We start from the raw sequence: 18,402 nt of genomic DNA on the forward strand, positions 1-18,402 counted from the left end.
GGTCACCTGGTCGCTTCGCTGTAGATCGTGGTGATCGCCCCGGTGTCCTTGGCGAAGAGGTCGTGCGTCACCGTCGGCCAGCCGCCGAGGTCGGCGACGGTCCACAGCCGCGTCGGCGCAGGGAAGTCCGCGGCGTGCTCCGCGGCCACCGCGGGGTCGACCGGACGGAAGCCCGCCGAGGCGAGGGTCTCCTGGGCCGGCGCGGTGTTCAGCCAGTCGACGAAGCGCTGGGCCTCGGTCCGGTGCGGGCCGGCCTGGACCGCCGCCACCGGGTTCTCGATCCGGATCGTCTCGGAGGGCACCACGTGCTCGAACGCGTCGCCGCGGCGCTGCGCGACGATCGCCTCGTTCTCGTAGCTGAGCAGCACGTCGCCGTGGCCCTGCCGGAACGTCTCGGTCGCCTCGGAGGCCGAGGACGGCCGGGTGCTGACGTGGTCGTGGACGAGGGTGTGCAGGTAGTCCAGGCCGGCCCGCGGGTCCTTGCCGCCGTGGCTCATCGCCGCGTACGGGGCGAGCAGGTTCCACTGCGCCGACCCGGAGCTGAGCGGGTTCGGGGTGACCACGTCGATCCCGGGGCGGAGCAGGTCGGACCAGTCGTGGATGCCCTTCGGGTTGCCGGGGCGGACCACCAGTACCACGACCGAGGTCAGCGGCGTGCCGGCGGTCGGCCCGGCGTTCCAGTCCTTCGCGACCAGCCCGGCGTCGACCAGCCGCGTCACGTCCGGGGTGAGGGAGAAGCTGACGATGTCGGCGGGGGCGCCGGCGGCGACCTTGCGGGACTGGTCGGCCGAGGCGCCGTACGAGGTGAGCAGTGTCACCTGCGAGCCCTCCGGGGTCGCCGCGTACGCCTGGGTCAGCGCGTCGTACGCCGGCTTGGCCACCGAGTACGCGTACAGGTTGAGCACCGGGCCACTGACCGGGGTGGCCGCCGCACCGGGGACGTCACTCGGGCCGCCGGCGCAGGCCGAGAGCAGCAGCACCAGCGCGACCAGGACGCCGACGAGCGGGCGGCGGCCGGCACGGGCCGGGGCCCGGCCGGGGTGCTGCCTGCGGTGCATGGGGGTCCTCATTCCTGTCGCGTCCTGGCCCCCGGGGCTCAACTATAAGGAAAGCTGAACCCATCGAAAACCACTCGTGATTATAGGAATGCGGGACGGTGCCCGACCAAATCGAGGAGCCGGAGGCCGGGACGCTCAGTCCCGGTGCTCCCGGTAGCTGATCCCGTCCGCGTCGCGCAGTTCGTCGCGCAGGTCGTCGTTGAGCTGCTGATCCTCGGTGAAGACCCGCTGCATCCCGCACTCCTCGGCGGTCTCGATCGCGTTGGGCGAGCCGAGGTGCGGGTCGGCGCCGGAGTCGAGCAGCAGCCGGGCGACCATCTCCTCGCCGCGGTAGATCGCCGCGGACAGGGGCGTACGGCCGTGCTCGTCGACCGTGTTGACCTTGGCCCCGCGCTTGATCAGCACCGAGACCAGGTGGACGTTGCCGTACGAGGCGGCCAGCGCCAGCAGGGTGCTGCCCTGCTCGGTGGCCGACTCCAAGTCGGCGCCCGCCTCGAGGAGGGCGACCACGGCCCGGACCTCGCCCTCGCGGGCCAGGTCGAAGATGTCATCGGAGGCCATGGGAGAAGCGTAGTCCGGCCCGCTGAGGGCTGGCTTCGGGATCCAGTCGCGGACGTTGACCTCAGCTGCGGACCTTATAAGGTCCGCAGCTGAGCGCAACGTCCGCGGCCAGTCTTGCGCGGCTGCGCAACGTCCGCGGCCAGGCTTCGGAGCCCAACGTCCTCGCCGAGGGCTACGACCCGTCGTGACCGGCCAGCAGCCGGGTGAACGGGGTGATCGAGGTCGGGTCGGGCAGGCTCGAACCGTTGGTGCGCCGCGGCCCGGCCGGCACGAAGCCCTCCACGCCGGTGGCGGTGGAGACCATCAGTCCGGCAAGCTCCTGGGCGGCGCGTACGATCCGGCGGTTGAGCTGATCCCCGCCCGCCCCGCCGCCGAACTCCTCGGTGGCGGCGAAGACGCCGGTCGGGACCACGATGGTGCGGTAGTAGGTGAACAGCGGCCGCATCGCGTGGTCCAGCACCAGCGAGTGCCGGGGCGTGCCCGCGGTCGCGCCGATCAGCACCGGCATGCCGGACAGGTCGTCGGGGCTGAAGGTGTCCCAGAACATCTTGAACATCCCGGCGTAGCTGCCGGCGAACACCGGCGTGACCGCGATGACCCCGTCCGCGGCGCGGACGATGTCCTGGGCCCGGGTGACCTCCGGGACCGGCAGGCCGGCCGCGGTGGTCATCGTGGCCAGCGCCGCGGCGAGTTCGCGCACCTCGATCACGTCGACGCGTACGTCCTCACCGCGCGCGCCGACCTGGCTCTGCACGGCCGCGACCAGGCGGTCGGCGAGCAGGCGGGTCGACGAGGGGGTGCCGACACCGGCGGTGACGACGGCGAGCTTGCGGGTCATGCGGACTCCTTGGCGGTCTCGGTCTCGTTGCGGTCCTCGGGCAGGGTGGCGGACTGGACCAGGTGGTGCTTGCCCTCCGGCCCGGCAGCGACCAGCGAGGCGTGGGTGGGCGGGTCGGACGGCACGTGGGCCGGGCGACGGGCGTCGAACTCGGCGCGCAGCACCGGCACGACCTCGGTGGCCAGCAGGTCCATCTGCTCGAGAACGGTCTTCAGCGGCAGGCCGGCGTGGTCCATCAGGAACAGCTGGCGCTGGTAGTCACCGGCCACGTCGGCGTACGTCAGGTACTTCTCGATCACCTGCTCCGGCGAGCCGACGGTCAGCGGGGTCATCGACGTGAACTCCTCCAGCGAGGGGCCGTGGCCGTAGACCGGGGCGTTGTCGAAGTAGGGACGGAACTCCTTGACGGCGTCCTGCGAGTTCTTCCGCATGAACACCTGCCCGCCCAGCCCGACGATCGCCTGGTCGGCGCTGCCGTGGCCGTAGTGCTCGAAGCGCTGGCGGTAGAAGTCGACCATCTGGCCGACGTGGGCGGCGTCCCAGAAGATGTTGTTGTGGAAGAAGCCGTCACCGTAGAAGGCGGCCTGCTCGGCGATCTCGGGGGAGCGGATCGAGCCGTGCCACACGAACGGCGGGGTGTCGTCCAGCGGGGCCGGGGTCGAGGTGTAGCCGCGCAGCGGCGTACGGAACTCGCCCTTCCAGTCCACCACCGGCTCGCGCCACAGCTTGCGCAGCAGGTGGTAGTTCTCGATCGCCAGTTCGATGCCCTTGCGGATGTCCTTGCCGAACCACGGGTAGACCGGGCCGGTGTTGCCGCGGCCCATCATCAGGTCGACCCGGCCCTCGGCCAGGTGCTGCAGCATCGCGTAGTCCTCGGCGATCTTCACCGGGTCGTTGGTGGTGATCAGCGTGGTCGCGGTCGACAGGATGATGTTCTTCGTACGACCGGCGATGTAGCCCAGCATCGTGGTGGGGCTGGAGGGCACGAAGGGCGGGTTGTGGTGCTCGCCGGTGGCGAACACGTCCAGGCCCAGCTGCTCGGCGTGTTCGGCGATGGTCATCATCGCCCGGATCCGCTCACCCTCGGTGGGCGTACGGCCGGTGGTCGGGTCGGTGGTGACGTCACCGATGCTGAATACGCCGAACTGCATGGCAGGATCCCTTCACGTGGTCCTTGGATTGAATCTTCAACCATTGTAACCACGGGTCCGGCCGATGTATTCCGGCGTGCCACGCCGCGCCCGGCGATTTCCTCCGGACCGGAGCCCCGCCCCCCTAGAGTTTAAGTATGAAGATCCTGAAAGGTCTCCTGGCCCTGCTAGGCGTGGCCGGCATCGTCGGCGCCGGTATCTACACCTACCTCGGCTGGTTCCAGTTGCAGAAGCTCGTCGCCGTCGCCGAGTCGATGCGCAGCGCGCCCCAGGTCAATCCCCAGCAGGAGCTCGCCCTCGCGATCGGGCTGGCCCTGGTCGGCGGACTGCTGCTCGGCCTCGGCCTGGGCATGCCGCGCCGCTCGTCGGGCCGGATCCGCAAGGAGACGCTGCAGGCGGTGAACACCGGACGCGAGTCCGAGATCCGCCAGCGCGCCACCGGCCAGGCCCCGTACACCGACCAGACCCGCCCGGTCGACCCGGCCGACCGTCCGCACCGGGGAGGCACCGATGGGAATCCTCGCTGACGCCGACCACGTCCTCGTCACCGCGTACGACACCGAGGGCGGGGAGACCAGTTCGGTGGAGCGGGTCGTCGAGCTCGCCGACCACCGGGTCGCCTACTGGCTGCCCGACGGCACCGGGGCGGCCGAACGCTTCGCCGCCGCGCCCGTGGTGAGCGTACGGGCCTGCTCCCGCACCGGCCGGGCCAAGGTCACCGATCCCCTGCTGGAGGGGCGCGCCTCCGTCGTCGCCGACGGCCCGCTGTTCGACGAGGCCAAGGCCGCGATCAAGGAGAAGTACGGCCTCGGCGCCGGGCTGTCCGCGGTCATGGACCGGGCCCGCGAGCTGGTGGGGGAGGAGACCCCCGAGGCCGTCGTGGTGATCGACATCGTCGCCTGATCCGGAGCAGGTTGGCGCAGGGGCCCCTACGGGGCCGGAGCCGAACCACCTGTCGCGTGAGTGACCCGTCGCTAGGATGCGGCTGTGGACAAGCAGCGGTGGGGAAATATCGGGCTCGGTCTGCTGGCCGTCCTCGCCGTGGTGATGGTCGTGCTGGCCATGACCAGGCAGGGGGGCACCTCGGCCGACGCCGTGGGTGCGCCACCGAACGACCCCGCCGCGACTCGGACCAGCACCTCCGCGCCTGCGAGCCCCAGCGGGTCCGCCCGCCCCACGGCGACGACCGCACCGACCAAGGCCAGTGATCCTTCCGCGCCCACGGCCGTCTTCATCGGCGACTCGTACGCAGCGGGCGCCGGTGGTGACGGCACGACGTGGACCGGCCTCGTCGCCGAGAAGATGGGCTGGAACGAGACCAACCTGGCCCGCGGTGGCACCGGCTACGTGACCTCGGTCAGCGGTCCCGGCGCCCAGGCCGCCTGCGGCCTGGACAGCTGCCCGGCGTACCCGGGGATGGTCAAGGAGGCCGCCGCGGCCGACCCGGCGGTGATCGTGGTCTCCGGTGGCCGCAACGACGGCTCGTCCAGCGTGACGAACGCGGCCGCGACGCTCTACCTCGACCTGCACAAGGCGGCCCCGAAGGCCCGGATCATCGTGGTCTCCCCGCTGTGGGACGACGACCCGGTCCCGGCCGACCTGACCGGCACCAAGCAGGGGGTGCGGGTCGCTGCGAACGCTGCCGGCGTGCAGTACCTGGACATCGGCCAGCCGCTGACCGGCCGCGCCGACCTGGTGGCCCCCGACGGGGTGCACCCGAACGCCGCCGGCCAGCAGGCGATCGCGAAGGCCGTCCTCGCGAAGCTGAAGTAGCCGGCCGCGCTGCGGCCCGCTATCGGCCCCGGCTCAGCGGGCCGGGAAGCCGTCGAACTCGAGCCGGGCGCGCGAGACCGCTGCCCGCACCTCGGGGTCGGGGGCATGCTCGGCGCTGAGCTGGGGCACCAGCCGGGCCGCCAGCACCTCGGCGCGCTCGGCCAGGTTCTCCGGCTCGATGGTGGCCGACGTCGCGATCCTCAGGTGGGTGTGCATCCAGTCGGTCAGCGCGTCCTCGGAGGTGACCCCGGAGTCCGGAACCTGCGACAGCGCCGAGCCCAGGATCCGCCGCAGCGGGGAGAGCCGGACCGAGCGGCCCAGGTGGACCCAGGCGATCTGGGTGCGCAGGGTGGCGGTGCTGGACAGGCCGCTGCCCGGGCGCAGCGCGCCGGCCTGGCCGACCCAGACCAGGCCCGGGGAGACGTGCGCGCCCAGGCCCTCGGACAGCTGCGCGGCGCCGACCTCGTCGACGAACCAGCTGTACAGGCCCGGCTGGCGCAGCGAGGCATCCACCGAGGCGAGCAGCCGCGAGGGCGACAGCGCCCCGGCCGCATCGCCCAGCACGGCCGCATCCGCATCACCGGCGGCACCGGAGCCGGCCGCGGCGTGCGCCGCGGGGGTCGCCACGCCGCCGGCGGCCGCGTCGTACCAGGCGATCCGGTCGGCCACCGACAGGCCGCGCAGCGGCTCCAGGACCAGGGCGCCCAGGCCGAGCAGCTGGCGGCGGATCCCCTCGGAGGCCGCGTAGCTGAGCGCGTGCAGTTCGATCCGCTTGCGGCGCAGCGACCCGGCGACCAGTTCCAGCCGCGCCAGCGCCCACGGACCCCAGGCCTCGCGGTAGGCGGTCGGCACGGTGGCCAGGTTGCGGTCGTAGGGCCCCACCACGTGCTCGGGGGCCAGCAGGCCGTACTCGGCCGACATCACGAACCACGGCGCCCCGGTGGACCGGGCGTACGCCCGGGCGCGGACGAACAGTTCACTGGTGAACAGGTCACCGGCCGGGGCGGCGTGGTCGAGCTGCTCGCGGCTGTCCTCGACCAGGACCAGGTCGGGCCGCATCGTCGGGGCCGACGGCGCCGAGGGCAGCTGCGCGGCGCGCCGCGGCGCATGGGCCGGCTCGGCGTCCGGGGCAGCAGCATCCGCAGGGGTCCCGGCGGGGGCGTCAGCGGGTACCGGCTGGTCGGCGTCGCTGTCGGCGAGTTGGGCGGCCAGCGGCGGCGGAGTGGCCGCCGGCTGCCAGGGCGCGGGACGGGCGGAGCCGCCGGGCAGGCCGTTGCCGGCGTCGGCTGCGGGCTCGTTGCCCGGTGATTCCCACGTACCCATTGCTCTCCCTGGTCTCGGTCCCCGTGGCTGATTGTGCCAGTCGTCGGGGCAGAGGTGGGTGAGGACCGTACGCGACACTGGACGGGTGCCCACCTTCGACCTCGCCGTGATTGGCGCCGGACTCCCCGCCGCCGCGCTCGTCCCCACCCTGCGCGAGGCGCTGGCCCGCAGCGGGACAGCGGTCGTCCAGGCCCCGCCCGGCACCGGCAAGACCACTGTCGTGCCGCCCACCGTGGCGGGGCTGACGGCCGATCGGGTGGTCGTCACCCAGCCGCGCCGGATCGCCGCGCGGGCGGCGGCGCGCCGGCTGGCCCAGCTGACCGGGACCCGGCTCGGCGACCTGGTCGGGTACACCGTCCGGGGCGAGCAGCAGGTCGGGCCCGCGACCCGGGTCGAGTTCGTCACCACGGGCGTGTTGGTCCGCCGGCTGCTGCGCGACCCCGACCTGCCCGGCGTCGGCGCGGTCGTGCTCGACGAGGTGCACGAACGCCACCTGGACTCCGACCTGGCGGTCGCGATGACCCGCGAGGTGGCCGAACTGCGCGGGGACCTGCTGGTGGTGGCGATGTCGGCCACCCTGGACGCCGACCGCTGGGCCGGCCTGCTCGCCGCGCCCGACCCGGCGCCGGTGGTCGACGTCGACGCGGCACTGTTCCCGCTCGAGGTGGAGTGGGCGCCGCTGCCGCCCGGCACCCTGCGGCTGGACGCCCGCGGCATCACGCCGGCGTTCCTGGACCACGTCGCCCGGGTGACCCGCTCGGCCCTGGAACACCATCCCGAGGGCGACGCGCTGGTGTTCGTGCCCGGGGCGCGCGAGGTCGGCCAGGTCGTCTCCCGGCTGGCCGGTGCGCTCGGATCGGGAGCGGGCATCGACGTGCTGCCGCTCCACGGCCGGCTGTCGTCCCGGGAGCAGGACGCCGCGCTGGCGCCCGGCCCGCGCCGCCGGGTGGTGGTCTCGACGTCGGTGGCCGAGTCCTCGCTCACGGTGCCAGGGGTCCGGCTGGTCGTCGATGCCGGGCTGGCCCGCCGACCCGCGTACGACAGCATCCGCGGGATGGCCGGGCTGGTCACCGTCAGCGAGTCGCGCGCCTCGGCCGAGCAGCGCGCCGGCCGCGCGGCCCGGCTCGGGCCCGGCGTGGTGGTGCGGTGCTTCGCCGAGCAGGACTGGGCGCGGATGGATGCGTACGCCCCGCCGGAGATCGCCACTGCCGACCTGACCTCGTTCGCGCTCGACGTGGCGGTCTGGGGAGCACCTGGCGGCCAGGGGCTGGCGCTGCCCGATCCGCCCCCGGCAGGCACCCTGGCGGCGGCCGAGCGGACCCTGACCGAACTCGGCGCGCTGGCCGACGGGCACGTCACCGCCCGGGGCCGGGCGATGGCCGCGGTGCCGGCCGACCCGCGGCTGGCCCGGGCGCTGCTCGACGGGGCCGAACGGCTCGGCGCGAAGGCCGCCGCCGAGGCGGTCGCGCTGGTCGCCTCCGACGAGCGGCCACCGGGCGGGGACCTGGCGGCCCTGCTGCGGGAGTTCCGGCGCGGCGGCGGCCCGGCGGCACAGCGGTGGCGGCGGGAGGCCGACCGGTTGGCGCGGCTGGTGCCGGGGGGTGGCAAGGGCAGCGGCAGGGGCGCCGGCCCAGTCGGCCCGGGCGGTCCGGCCGGCCCGAGCGGTCATGGCTCCGCGGAGGCGGCGCTGGCGCTGGTGGTGGCGATGGCGTTCCCGGACCGGATCGCCCACCGCCGGGGTGGGCGCGACGACCCGTCCTACCTGCTGGCCTCGGGCACGGGGGCGGTGCTGGACCGCGGCTCGGGGCTACTGGGCCAGGAATGGCTGGCGATCGCCCAGGTCGAACGCTCGGCCACCGCCGGGACGACCGGTGCCGTGATCCGCTCGGCGGTCGCGATCGACGAGGCGACCGCACTGGAGGCCGCCGCGGCGCTGCTGGTCGAGGAGGAGGTCGGCACCTGGACCGGCCGGAAGGTCAGCGCCCGCAAGGTCCGCCGGCTCGGTGCGATCGAACTGACCGCGGCGAACGTCCGCCCCTCACCCGACGTCGCCCGCGCCGCGGTCCGTGACGCGCTGCGGGAGCAGGGGCTCGGGCTGGCCGGACCAGGGGTGTTCAGCTGGACCGACAACGGGCGCATGCTCGCGCGGCGGCTGGCGCTGCTGCACCGGGTGTACGGGGAGCCGTGGCCCTCGATGGCGGAGGAGGACCTGCTGTCGCGCTGGCAGGACTGGCTGGTGCCCGAGATCGACGCGCTGGTGCGGGGAACCCCGGCCGACCGGCTGGACCTGACCTCGGCGCTGCGCCGGCTGCTGCCCTGGCCGCAGGCCGGGCGGCTGGACGAACTGGTGCCCGAACGGATCGAGGTGCCGACCGGCTCGCACGTCCGGATCGACTACCCCGAGATCGACGACCCGGACGGCCGCCCGGTGCTGGCGGTGAAGCTGCAGGAATGCTTCGGAATGACCCGGACGCCCACGGTGTGCGAGGGGAGGGTGAAAGTGCTGCTGCACCTGCTGTCGCCGGCCCGCCGGCCGCTGGCGATCACCGACGACCTGCCCTCGTTCTGGGTGAACGCGTACCCGCAGGTCCGCGCCGAGAATCGCGGCCGCTACCCGAAGCATCCGTGGCCGGAGGATCCGCTGACGGCTCCGCCGCGGCGGGGGACGACGAGGTCGGGACGGTGACACCCCGCCGGGAGCCGTTGGACAGTTGACCACTCCGCACTGTTAGCGTGATCGCATGGCCGCCCCTCACGCCTGCCTGACCTTCATCACCGATCGCCTCGTGCTGCGGCCGTTGGTGTACGCCGACCTCGATCGGGTCTCGGAGTTGTTCGCGGTCCCGACAGTAGCTCGCGAGCTCGGGCTGGACGCCCGGACCCTGATGGCGGCCAAGGACCGACTCAGGCGGTGCGAAGCCCACTGGGACCGGTACGGCTACGGCCCCAGTGGCCTGGTCGAACGCTCCACCGGAGTCTTCGTCGGACTGGCCGGGTTGGTCAGGAACGAGGAACGCGACGAGCTCGGCATCGAGTTCTCGATCACCCCGGATCGGCGCGGCCGCGGCTACGCCACCGAGGCGCTCCGCGCCTGGATCGCATGGGCTGCGAGCCGGCGCCTGGCCGATCACCTCGTGACCACGGTCCCCGAGCATCACACCGCTATGCCCCAGACGCTGGAGCGATTGGGGTTCGTGGCTGACCCGGACCCCGTCCTCGACGGTGCGGCGGAGCGGGGCAGGGTGCGCTGGTGCCTCGACCTTTCCCTGGTCGGCTCCTGACGATCGTCCGCTGAGACTGTTCTGCAGCCCGGAGCGTTGGCGCTTGTCGGCGATCTGTTCCGCACGTCCTCGCAGCGGGAGATAGGGACGGTGCAGAGTGCTTCGGAACGGCGTTGCTCCCAGTTGTTTTGTGATCTTTAACACACCGCGTGCCCTCCCGTGACAGGGGCAGCTTGCCTCTAAGGGCACTGAAGAGACTTTAGGCTACCCCCGGTCGCCCTGTGGGTGTCATATGGACCGCGTAGTCTGCCCCCCGATAGCTGATGTCGATCGGGGAGCGGCCATGGAACTGCGGGACTACATCGCCGTGTTGCGCAAGTACTGGCGTAGCCTGACGGCCCTCGTCCTGCTGGGTGTGATCGCCGCAGCGACCTTCAACCTCCTGAGCACGCCGATCTACACCGCGAAGTCGGCCCTCTTCTTCTCGGTCAACGGCTCGGGAACCGCCTCCGATCTCGCCCAGGGCACGACCTTCACCGCCAAGCAGGTCGAGTCGTACGTCGAGGTGGCGACCTCCCCGCTGGTCCTGCAGCCGGTGATCACCAAGCTCGGGCTGTCCGAGACCCCGGCAGATCTGGCCAAGCGGCTCACGGTGACGGTTCCCACCAACACCGCCGTCATCGATATCGCGGTGACCGACCCGTCCCCCCAGGCGGCAGCCGCGGCAGCCGACGCTGTCAGCGGCCAGTTGGTGGAGACCGTCCGGAACCTCTCGCCGTCCGCGGTGAACGGCCAGAAGTCAGTCGTCGCGACGGTGATCACTCCCGCGGCCACGCCGACGTCGCCGACCACTCCGAAGATCGCCCAGAACCTGGCCCTCGGGCTGCTGCTCGGCCTGTTCCTCGGGGCCGGCCAGGCGATCCTGCGAGACAGCCTGGACACCCATGTCCGCACCGATGCCGACGTCGCGTCGGTGACCGATGCCCCGATCATCGCCCGGATCGCCCTCGACAGGACCGCTACGGACGCGCCCCTGCTGCTGTCTGACGACCGGACCTCCCCGCGGGCGGAGGCGTTCCGACGGCTGCGGACCAACCTGCAGTTCCTCGATCCGGGCCATGGTGGACGATCCTTCGTGATCACGTCCTCTGTTGCTGACGAGGGCAAGACGAGTACGGCGATCAACACCGCCGAGTCCCTCGCGGACGCCGGTCTGCGGGTGCTGCTGATCGATGCCGACATGCGCAAGCCCACAGTGGCGGGGGCCCTTGGGCTGGAGGGCTCGGTCGGGCTGAGCACCGTGCTGATCGGCCGCACCCACCTGCGCGAGGTCGTCCAGCAGGCCGGGTTCTCGAGCCTCCAAGTCCTCCCTGCAGGCCACGTGCCCCCCAACCCGGCCGAACTGCTCGGCTCGGCGGCGATGGAGCACCTGATCACCACGGTCACCCAGGAGTACGACGTCGTGGTGCTCGATGCGCCGCCGCTGCTGCCGGTCACCGATGCGGCGATCCTGTCGCGGATCACCAACGGTGCCCTGCTCGTCGTTGGGAGCGGAGAAGTACGGGCACCCGAGCTGGCCGCGGCCGTGGAGAGCCTGGAGTCGGTCGAGGGCCGGATCCTGGGCGTCGTCCTGAACAAGCTGCAGGCCAAGGACATGAATACAGGTGGTTACTACCGCCGGTATGCCGATGACGTGCACCGTCAGGGATCGCTCGTTGCTCCGCAGCGGGCCGAGGAGGTGCCCGTTCCGATGGAAGGGGCGGGGCCCCGACGCAGCGCCAACTGGGGACGCTGAACCGACGAGAGACCGAGCAGGGCGCGCCGCGGGCGCGGCACGACAAATTGGGGGGAAGCAAGGTGGAAGACAAGACGTCGATCGTTGTGACGACCGGAGCCGACGGGCATCTCATGGCCCGGCTCGTGCTCGGTGAAGGTAGCGAGGTGCACCCTTGCGGGCACCTCATCACCGAAGGAGTTGCGCGATGAGTTTGCTGCCGATCTTCTGGCGCCGACTGGTGCTGGCGGGCTGGGACGCACTGGCCTGGTTGCTCTCCTTCGCGATCTTCGTGACGCTTCGTTATGACCTCATCTTGACCCAGTCCCAGTGGCAGGCCGTCCTGAACTACACCGTCAGCGCCATCGTCCTGACGCTGGTCTGCGCCTACGGGTTCCACCTCTACATGGGGCGGTACCGGGTCGGTAGCTTCGCCGAGGCAAGCGCCTTGGGCGTCCTTGTTGCGCCCGTATCCCTGTCGCTCGGCCTTGTCTTCGTTGTCGCGGTGCCTGACTTCCCCCGTGGTGTTGCCCTCGTGCTACCTCCCCTTGCCCTGACGTTCATGGGCCTGGGCCGGTGGGCGTTCCGGAGCCTGTTCCGACAGGACCACCGTCGAGGAGGCAGACCACTGCCCAACCCGACGGCAGCGAAGGTTCTCGTGTACGGCGCTGGTGACGACGGCCATGACGTAGCTCGGCTTGTCGACCACGCCTCCGAGCCGCCCTACCAGATCGTCGGTTTCATCGACGACGACCTGACCAAGCGATACCGGAGGATCGGCTCCTACCGGGTGCTCGGACAGGGCTCGGACCTGCTGGACATCGCCCGACAGACCGATGCTGACGGCGTCATCCTCGCGATCAGCGCTGCCACCCGCGAGCTGATCGATCGCCTCGCAGAGGAGAGCCAGGCCGCAGGCCTGAAGTTCATCACCGTTCCGCCGGTGCGGGAACGGATCGGTGGGCGCGTCCGCCTCCAGGAACTGCGCGAGTTCAACGTCGCGGACCTGCTGGGTCGGCGCCAGATCCACACGGACCTGCAGGCGATCGGGGACTACGTCGCCGGCAAGGTCGTGCTCGTGACGGGTGCCGGTGGATCGATCGGCTCCGAGCTGTCGCGCCAGGTGCACAAGCTCGGGCCACGAAAGCTGATCCTGCTCGACCGGGACGAATCAGCCCTGCACGCGCTGCAGCTATCGATCTACGGCGTCGGCCTGCTGGACACCGACGACATGGTGTTGTGCGACATCCGCGACAAGGCCGCCCTGGCGGAGGTGTTCCGGCACCACCGGCCCGAGGTCGTCTTCCACACGGCTGCGCTGAAGCACCTGCCGATGCTCGAGATGTACCCCTTGGAGGGGTGGAAGACCAACGTCCTGGGCAGCCTCAACGTGCTGCAGGCCGCTCACGAGGCCGGCGTGGAGACGCTGGTCAACATCTCCACCGACAAGGCCGCCGACCCCTCGAGTGTCCTCGGCCAGTCCAAGCGGATCGCCGAGCGGCTCACCTCCTGGTATGCCGGCACCTACGACGTGCGCTACCTGTCGGTTCGGTTCGGCAATGTGCTGGGCTCGCGCGGCTCGGTGCTGTACACCTTCCGCTCGCAGATCGAGCGAGGCGGACCGATCACCGTTACCCACCCCGACGTCACCCGCTACTTCATGACGATCCCGGAGGCCTGCGAGCTGGTGCTCCAGGCCGGCGCGATCGGCCGGCCACGGGACGTGCTGGTGCTCGACATGGGTGAGCCGATTCGGATCGTCGACGTGGCCCGGAGGCTCCTGGAGGAGTCCCACCGGACGGACGTGGAGATCGAATTCACCGGACTGCGGCACGGCGAGAAGCTACATGAGGTGCTCTTCAGCGCCCGGGAGAACGGTGAGCCGAGCGCCCACCCGCTGATCAACCGCGTCTCGGTGCCAGAGATGACACCGGGGGAGGCGCGCGCGACGGATCCGCAGGACGGGGATGCCATCAAGGCGGTGCTGTCTCGCCAAAGGTTGAGCACCCAGTTGTCGCCGGAGGCTGGGGCGAATGCCGTTTGCGATTCGGCGGTCTACAACCGTGGCTGAGCGCAGTGATGTCAGCGAACACCTCACCCCGCTAGACAACGCTGCGTCGGGGGAACCTAACCAAGATCGTGAGCAGTCCTTTGAGCGCCGTCTCGAACGCAGGGTCTCCGGGCCGTACAACCTCATCTTCAAGCCGATCGTCGGACCGGTCATCGCGGTGCCGCTGCTCGTCACGTTGTCGCCAGTACTCACGGTCATCGCCTTGGCCATCATCGTCGATACGGGCCTGCCGGTCTTCTATCGGGGGGAGCGCGGCGGCTTCCGTGGCAAGCCGTTCCGGATCTACAAGTTTCGCACCATGGTTCGCAACGCGGATCAGATCGGCGGGGGCACGACAGCCTTGGCGGACCCCCGGATCACCCGGGTCGGCAGACTCCTGCGGAAGACGAAGTTGGACGAGTTTCCGCAACTGCTCAACATTATCCGGAGCGAGATGTGCTTCGTCGGCCCCCGCCCCGAACTCCTCCAATACACGCGGCAATACGCGGGGCTGGAGACCTACATAAGCAAGGTTCGCCCTGGAATCACCGATTTCAGTTCGATCGAGTACATCAACCTCGACGAGGTCGTCGGGGCTGGAGACGCTGACGCCGCATATGAACGCGATGTCCTGCAACGGAAGAATCAGTTGCGCATCCATTACGTCGAGCAGATGTCTCCGCTGACCGACCTACGTCTCTTCGTCATCACTGTGGTCCGAGCGGTCAAGGGCGTGCTTCGTCACATCTTCAAAGGGGGAGGATCTCATGGAGACAACTGAGTTGGGGGCGAGCGGGTTGCAAGTCTCCCGTTTGGCCTTTGGCGGCTGCCCGATGGGTGGTCACGGTTGGGGCAATGTTTCCCGCGAAGATTTCGTCCGCGCCATCAACGTCGCACTCGATTCCGGGCTCAACTTCTTCGACACTGCCGATACGTACGGTCTGGGCGAGGGCGAGCGGACGCTCGGTGAGGCGTTGCAGGGCCGACGTGACGACGCGGTGATCGCGACCAAGTTCGGGGTGCGCGTCGAGGGTGGGCGCACCTTCTATGACAACTCGCCCACTTGGATCCGCACTGCCCTTGAGAACAGCCTCGAGCGGTTGGGCACAGACCATGTTGACCTCTACCAGATTCACTACCGCGACGGCGCAACCCCGCTGGCAGACGTGGTCGGCACTCTGCGCGACCTACAGCAAGAAGGGAAGATCCGCCACCTCGGCCTTTCGAACGTAGGACGGGACGACGCCGCCGATCTGGGCACGCTCTCGGACGCCTTCGTCAGCTTTCAGGACGAGTTCAGCCTCGCGAATCGCGCCCACGAGGACGACATGTTGGCGCTCGCGGACCACTTCGGCTTCAGCCCGCTCACGTGGGGCAGCTTGGGTCAGGGAATCCTCACCGGCAAGTACGACGCGACAAGCACCTTCGGTCCCGACGATCGTCGCAGCCGTTCGGTCTATGTGAACTTCCACGGCGACAAGTTGGCGCACAACCTGCGCATCGTCGAGGTCTTACGGAGTATCTCGGGCGAGGTTGGCAAGAGCGTGGCTGCCGTGGCGGTCCGGTGGATTCTCGATCACGTGCCAGGAACCGTGGCGATCGTGGGCATCAAGAACGTGAAGCAATTGGAGTCCAACCTAGAGGCGGTGGATTGGCACCTTCCCGCAGAAGCCATCAGTGTATTGGACTCAATTTCGACCACAAAGGAACGGGTGTCTTGAACAGCATTGAACTTGCTTGGCGCATCCGCCGCCATGGGGTCGAGATGACCCACCTCTCCGGCGGATCGCATGTCGGCTCCATCCTGTCTGTGGCAGATATCGTCGCCGTCCTCTATGCGGACGTTGCCAACGTCGACCCGAGCGACCCGAGGAAGGTCGACCGCGATCGGGTGATCCTGAGCAAGGGGCATGCCGGCGCGTCGATCTACGCTGCGCTCGCCGAGAAGGGGTTTTTCGAGGTCGCCGAACTCGCCACCCATTACGCCGATGGCAGCCGGCTGTCTGGGCATGTCTCACACAAGGGCGTGCCGGGGGTCGAGCTTTCCACCGGGTCGCTCGGCCACGGTCTTTCGGTCGGGGCTGGCATGGCGTACGCGGCCAAGAAGGACGGCAAGGCACACCGGGTCTTCGTCATCCTCGGTGATGGCGAGTGCGATGAGGGGTCGGTCTGGGAAGCCGCGCTGGTCGCGAACCATTATGGGCTCGGAAACCTGGTGGCCATCATCGACCGCAACCGGATGCAGAGCCTCTTGGATACCGAGGCCACCATCGCCCTCGAACCGTTCGCGGACAAGTGGCGCGCATTCGGGTGGAACACCCTCGAGGTTGATGGCCACGACCACGCCGAACTGAGGCAGGCACTGCACGGCTGCCGCGGCTCGGCGAAGCCAACCGTCGTCATCGCCGAGACAACGAAAGGCAAGGGGATCTCGTTCATGGAGAACGACATCCTGTGGCACTACCGCTTCCCCCATGAGGGCGAGGAGTACGACGGCGCAGTGGCCGAGTTGGACGCCCAGCGCCCCGCCACCACCAGCGAGGAGGCTGCGCGATGAGGGATCGTTTCGTTTCGACGCTAATGAGCTTGGCCGCCAAGGACTCGAGCGTGCACCTGGTTACGGGCGATCTCGGGTTCGGCGTGCTCAAGCCATACTGGGAGCGGTTTCCGGACCAGTTCACCAACGCGGGCATCGCAGAGCAGAACATGACGAGCTTCGCGGCGGGGATGGCTCTGGAGGGCAAGACAGTCTTCACCTACTCCATCGGCAATTTCCCCACCATCCGTGCGCTGGAGCAGATCCGCAACGACTGCGCGTACCACGAGGCGAACGTCAAGATCGTCTGCGTGGGCGGCGGTTTTGTGTACGGTTCACTCGGGATGAGCCACCACGCCACTGAGGACCTCGCTATCATGCGAGGGCTGCCGAACGTCACAGTGATGGCGCCCTCCGATCCCTCGCAAGCGCAGTTGGCCACTGAGGCGATCTACGCGCATCCGGGGACCTGCTACTTGCGGCTCGGTCGGGGCGGTGAACCAGAGTTGAACTGCCCGAGCGAAGGTTTCCAGATCGGGCGCGCGATGCCGGTGTTCGACGGGAACGACGCCGCACTGCTGTTCACCGGGGCGATCGGCGACGAGGTGCTGGAGGCCCGCAGGCTGCTTGCCGCAGAAGGCGTCAGCGTCGCGGTGGTCTCATTCCCAACCGTCAAGCCGATCGACGCCGATGCTATCGCCGACTTGGCAACCCGGTTCGGCGTCCTGGTCACCGTGGAGGAACACAACGTGGTCGGGGGATTTGGGGGCTCCGTAGCCGAAGTGCTGTCGGAGTTGCCTAACCCGCGGGCGCGGCTGGTCCGGATCGGACTGGATGATCGCTACTCCAGCATCGTTGGGTCGCAGAAGTATCTCCGCGACGTCTACGGCATGAGCGCACGGAAGATCGCTGCCCGTGTCCGTGAGGTGGCGAATGCCTAGGGTCCTGATCTTCGCGAATGACATCACTAGCATCATCCACTTCCGTCGTGAACTGCTTCGTCGCTTGGTAGCCGTGGGCTTCGAGGTCACCATTGCCCTCCCTGCACACGACCGCAGTCAGGCGCTGCGTGACTTGGGTTGCGAAGTAGTGGAGACGTCACTAAGCCGCTTCGGGACCAACCCACTTCAGGAGTTGGTCTCGGTGTTCAATCTCTTCAAGATCGCTCAGCATGTTGGCCCTGACGTGATCGTCACATTCACCGCAAAGCCGAACATTTACGGTGGTTTCGTCAGTCAAATCGTTCACGCGCCGTTTGTCGGCGCTGTCACGGGGTTGGGTTCCACCTTTCAAAGAGAAGGGGCCGTTCGCAACTTCATGACCTCGCTTTACCGGCTGGCTTTGCGGAGAGCGTCCATCGTGTTCTTTGAAAACTCCGCGAACAGGAAATTCTTCATTGACCGCCAAGTAGTCACTTACGCCAACTCGACCGTTGTCTCAGGCTCTGGAGTCAACTTGAAGGAAAATAGCCTCGCAGAGGCTCGCGAGAATGAAGGGGTAACCCGGTTTATCACTGTCGCACGAATCCGCCGAGACAAGGGGTTCGACGAACTTTTCGCCGCCATCCGGCAAATCTGCGCGGTGCATGACGACGTCGAGTTCCACCTCGTCGGTTGGTACGAGGATGAGTCGTACCGTGAGGTGGTGGGAGAGATGGAGAACGGATTCCCAGTCGTCGTTCACGGTAGCGTCCCACAGGCGCGCGTGCGGGAGTTGCTCTCAGAGTCAGATTGCCTGATCCACGCGTCCCATCACGAGGGGATGGCGAACGTCATCTTAGAGGCATCCGCGACAGGGGTCCCATGCATCGTCTCCGACATCCCTGGCTGCCATGAGGCTATAGACGACGGCACCTCTGGGCTTCTCTTCCCCGTGAAGGACGCTCACGCGCTGGCATCTGCAATCGAGCGTTTTCTCTCAATTTCTCGGGAAGGTCGGCGATCCATGGGGTTGGCAGCTCGGCAAAAAATGGAAACACAATTCGACCGCGAGAAGGTAGTAGACCAGTACATGGCGGAGATCCGAAACGCCTGTGCGCCCCCTGAGTAGGAAGCGAGACTTCGAACGGTGGATGCTCATAACTGGGGTGTGCCGGTCTCATCCCCTCGAGCGTCGCC

The 18,402-nt window shown here is 69.2% G+C and carries 17 protein-coding genes; 12 read left to right on the top strand and 5 right to left on the bottom strand.

Features of this window, described 5'->3' with window-relative positions:
- Positions 1-2: 2 nt before the first annotated feature.
- From GA0111570_RS03270 to GA0111570_RS03285, 4 genes are all read right to left on the bottom strand, one after another.
- On the bottom strand, positions 3-1,058 hold the full coding sequence (locus GA0111570_RS03270; RefSeq protein ID WP_092606320.1) for a sulfate ABC transporter substrate-binding protein: 1,056 nt from the start codon (positions 1,056-1,058) through the stop codon (positions 3-5).
- A 135-nt stretch (positions 1,059-1,193) separates the two neighbouring features.
- Positions 1,194-1,619, bottom strand: coding sequence for an ankyrin repeat domain-containing protein (locus GA0111570_RS03275; protein ID WP_092606322.1), 426 nt, complete (start codon positions 1,617-1,619; stop codon positions 1,194-1,196).
- Between the two features lie 172 nt (positions 1,620-1,791).
- Positions 1,792-2,457, bottom strand: coding sequence for a CE1759 family FMN reductase (locus GA0111570_RS03280; RefSeq protein ID WP_092606324.1), 666 nt, complete (start codon positions 2,455-2,457; stop codon positions 1,792-1,794).
- Positions 2,454-3,608: an LLM class flavin-dependent oxidoreductase gene (locus GA0111570_RS03285; RefSeq protein WP_092606326.1), complete on the bottom strand. Its 1,155-nt coding sequence runs from the start codon at positions 3,606-3,608 to the stop codon at positions 2,454-2,456. The genes GA0111570_RS03280 and GA0111570_RS03285 overlap by 4 nt, the downstream gene beginning before the upstream one ends.
- 137 nt (positions 3,609-3,745) lie before the next feature.
- On the opposite strand from GA0111570_RS03285, the gene GA0111570_RS03290 reads away from it, so the two are divergent.
- The 3 genes from GA0111570_RS03290 (at position 3,746) to GA0111570_RS03300 (ending at position 5,381) form a co-directional block, all read left to right on the top strand.
- The gene (locus GA0111570_RS03290; protein WP_092606328.1) at positions 3,746-4,135 is read left to right on the top strand and encodes a hypothetical protein; all 390 of its coding nucleotides are present in this window, start codon (positions 3,746-3,748) and stop codon (positions 4,133-4,135) included.
- Complete coding sequence (locus GA0111570_RS03295; protein ID WP_092606330.1) at positions 4,119-4,511, top strand: hypothetical protein; 393 nt, start codon at positions 4,119-4,121, stop codon at positions 4,509-4,511. The genes GA0111570_RS03290 and GA0111570_RS03295 overlap by 17 nt, the downstream gene beginning before the upstream one ends.
- An 84-nt stretch (positions 4,512-4,595) precedes the next feature.
- Entirely contained in the window at positions 4,596-5,381 is a 786-nt protein-coding gene (locus GA0111570_RS03300) for an SGNH/GDSL hydrolase family protein (protein ID WP_092606332.1), read from the top strand.
- 33 nt (positions 5,382-5,414) lie between these two features.
- On the opposite strand, the gene GA0111570_RS03305 is transcribed toward GA0111570_RS03300, so the two are convergent.
- Positions 5,415-6,704, bottom strand: coding sequence for a DUF6884 domain-containing protein (locus GA0111570_RS03305; RefSeq protein WP_092606334.1), 1,290 nt, complete (start codon positions 6,702-6,704; stop codon positions 5,415-5,417).
- A gap of 85 nt (positions 6,705-6,789) precedes the next feature.
- On the opposite strand from GA0111570_RS03305, the gene hrpB reads away from it, so the two are divergent.
- From hrpB to GA0111570_RS03350, 9 genes are all read left to right on the top strand, one after another.
- Positions 6,790-9,390, top strand: coding sequence for an ATP-dependent helicase HrpB (gene hrpB, locus GA0111570_RS03310; RefSeq protein WP_092606336.1), 2,601 nt, complete (start codon positions 6,790-6,792; stop codon positions 9,388-9,390).
- A 55-nt stretch (positions 9,391-9,445) separates the two neighbouring features.
- A complete protein-coding gene (locus GA0111570_RS03315) occupies positions 9,446-9,985 on the top strand; it encodes a GNAT family N-acetyltransferase (RefSeq protein ID WP_092606338.1) in 540 nt (179 codons plus the stop codon).
- A gap of 283 nt (positions 9,986-10,268) precedes the next feature.
- Complete coding sequence (locus tag GA0111570_RS03320) at positions 10,269-11,720, top strand: tyrosine-protein kinase domain-containing protein (RefSeq protein WP_175557300.1); 1,452 nt, start codon at positions 10,269-10,271, stop codon at positions 11,718-11,720.
- A 187-nt stretch (positions 11,721-11,907) separates the two neighbouring features.
- Entirely contained in the window at positions 11,908-13,770 is a 1,863-nt protein-coding gene (locus GA0111570_RS03325) for a polysaccharide biosynthesis protein (protein WP_092606342.1), read from the top strand.
- Complete coding sequence (locus GA0111570_RS03330; protein WP_217633999.1) at positions 13,763-14,530, top strand: sugar transferase; 768 nt, start codon at positions 13,763-13,765, stop codon at positions 14,528-14,530. The genes GA0111570_RS03325 and GA0111570_RS03330 overlap by 8 nt, the downstream gene beginning before the upstream one ends.
- Positions 14,517-15,470, top strand: a complete 954-nt coding sequence (locus GA0111570_RS03335; RefSeq protein ID WP_092606346.1) for an aldo/keto reductase — start codon at positions 14,517-14,519, stop codon at positions 15,468-15,470. The genes GA0111570_RS03330 and GA0111570_RS03335 overlap by 14 nt, the downstream gene beginning before the upstream one ends.
- Positions 15,467-16,306 (top strand): transketolase, encoded by an 840-nt coding sequence (locus GA0111570_RS03340; RefSeq protein WP_092606348.1) that lies wholly within the window; start codon positions 15,467-15,469, stop codon positions 16,304-16,306. The genes GA0111570_RS03335 and GA0111570_RS03340 overlap by 4 nt, the downstream gene beginning before the upstream one ends.
- Positions 16,307-16,335: 29 nt before the next feature.
- Positions 16,336-17,226: a transketolase family protein gene (locus GA0111570_RS03345; protein WP_217634000.1), complete on the top strand. Its 891-nt coding sequence runs from the start codon at positions 16,336-16,338 to the stop codon at positions 17,224-17,226.
- The gene (locus GA0111570_RS03350) at positions 17,219-18,334 is read left to right on the top strand and encodes a glycosyltransferase family 4 protein (RefSeq protein WP_092606352.1); all 1,116 of its coding nucleotides are present in this window, start codon (positions 17,219-17,221) and stop codon (positions 18,332-18,334) included. Before GA0111570_RS03345 ends, GA0111570_RS03350 begins: the two co-directional genes overlap by 8 nt.
- Positions 18,335-18,402 lie beyond the last annotated feature (68 nt).

Source organism: Raineyella antarctica (genome assembly GCF_900092135.1).
Taxonomy (GTDB): Bacteria; Actinomycetota; Actinomycetes; order Propionibacteriales; family Propionibacteriaceae; genus Raineyella; species Raineyella antarctica.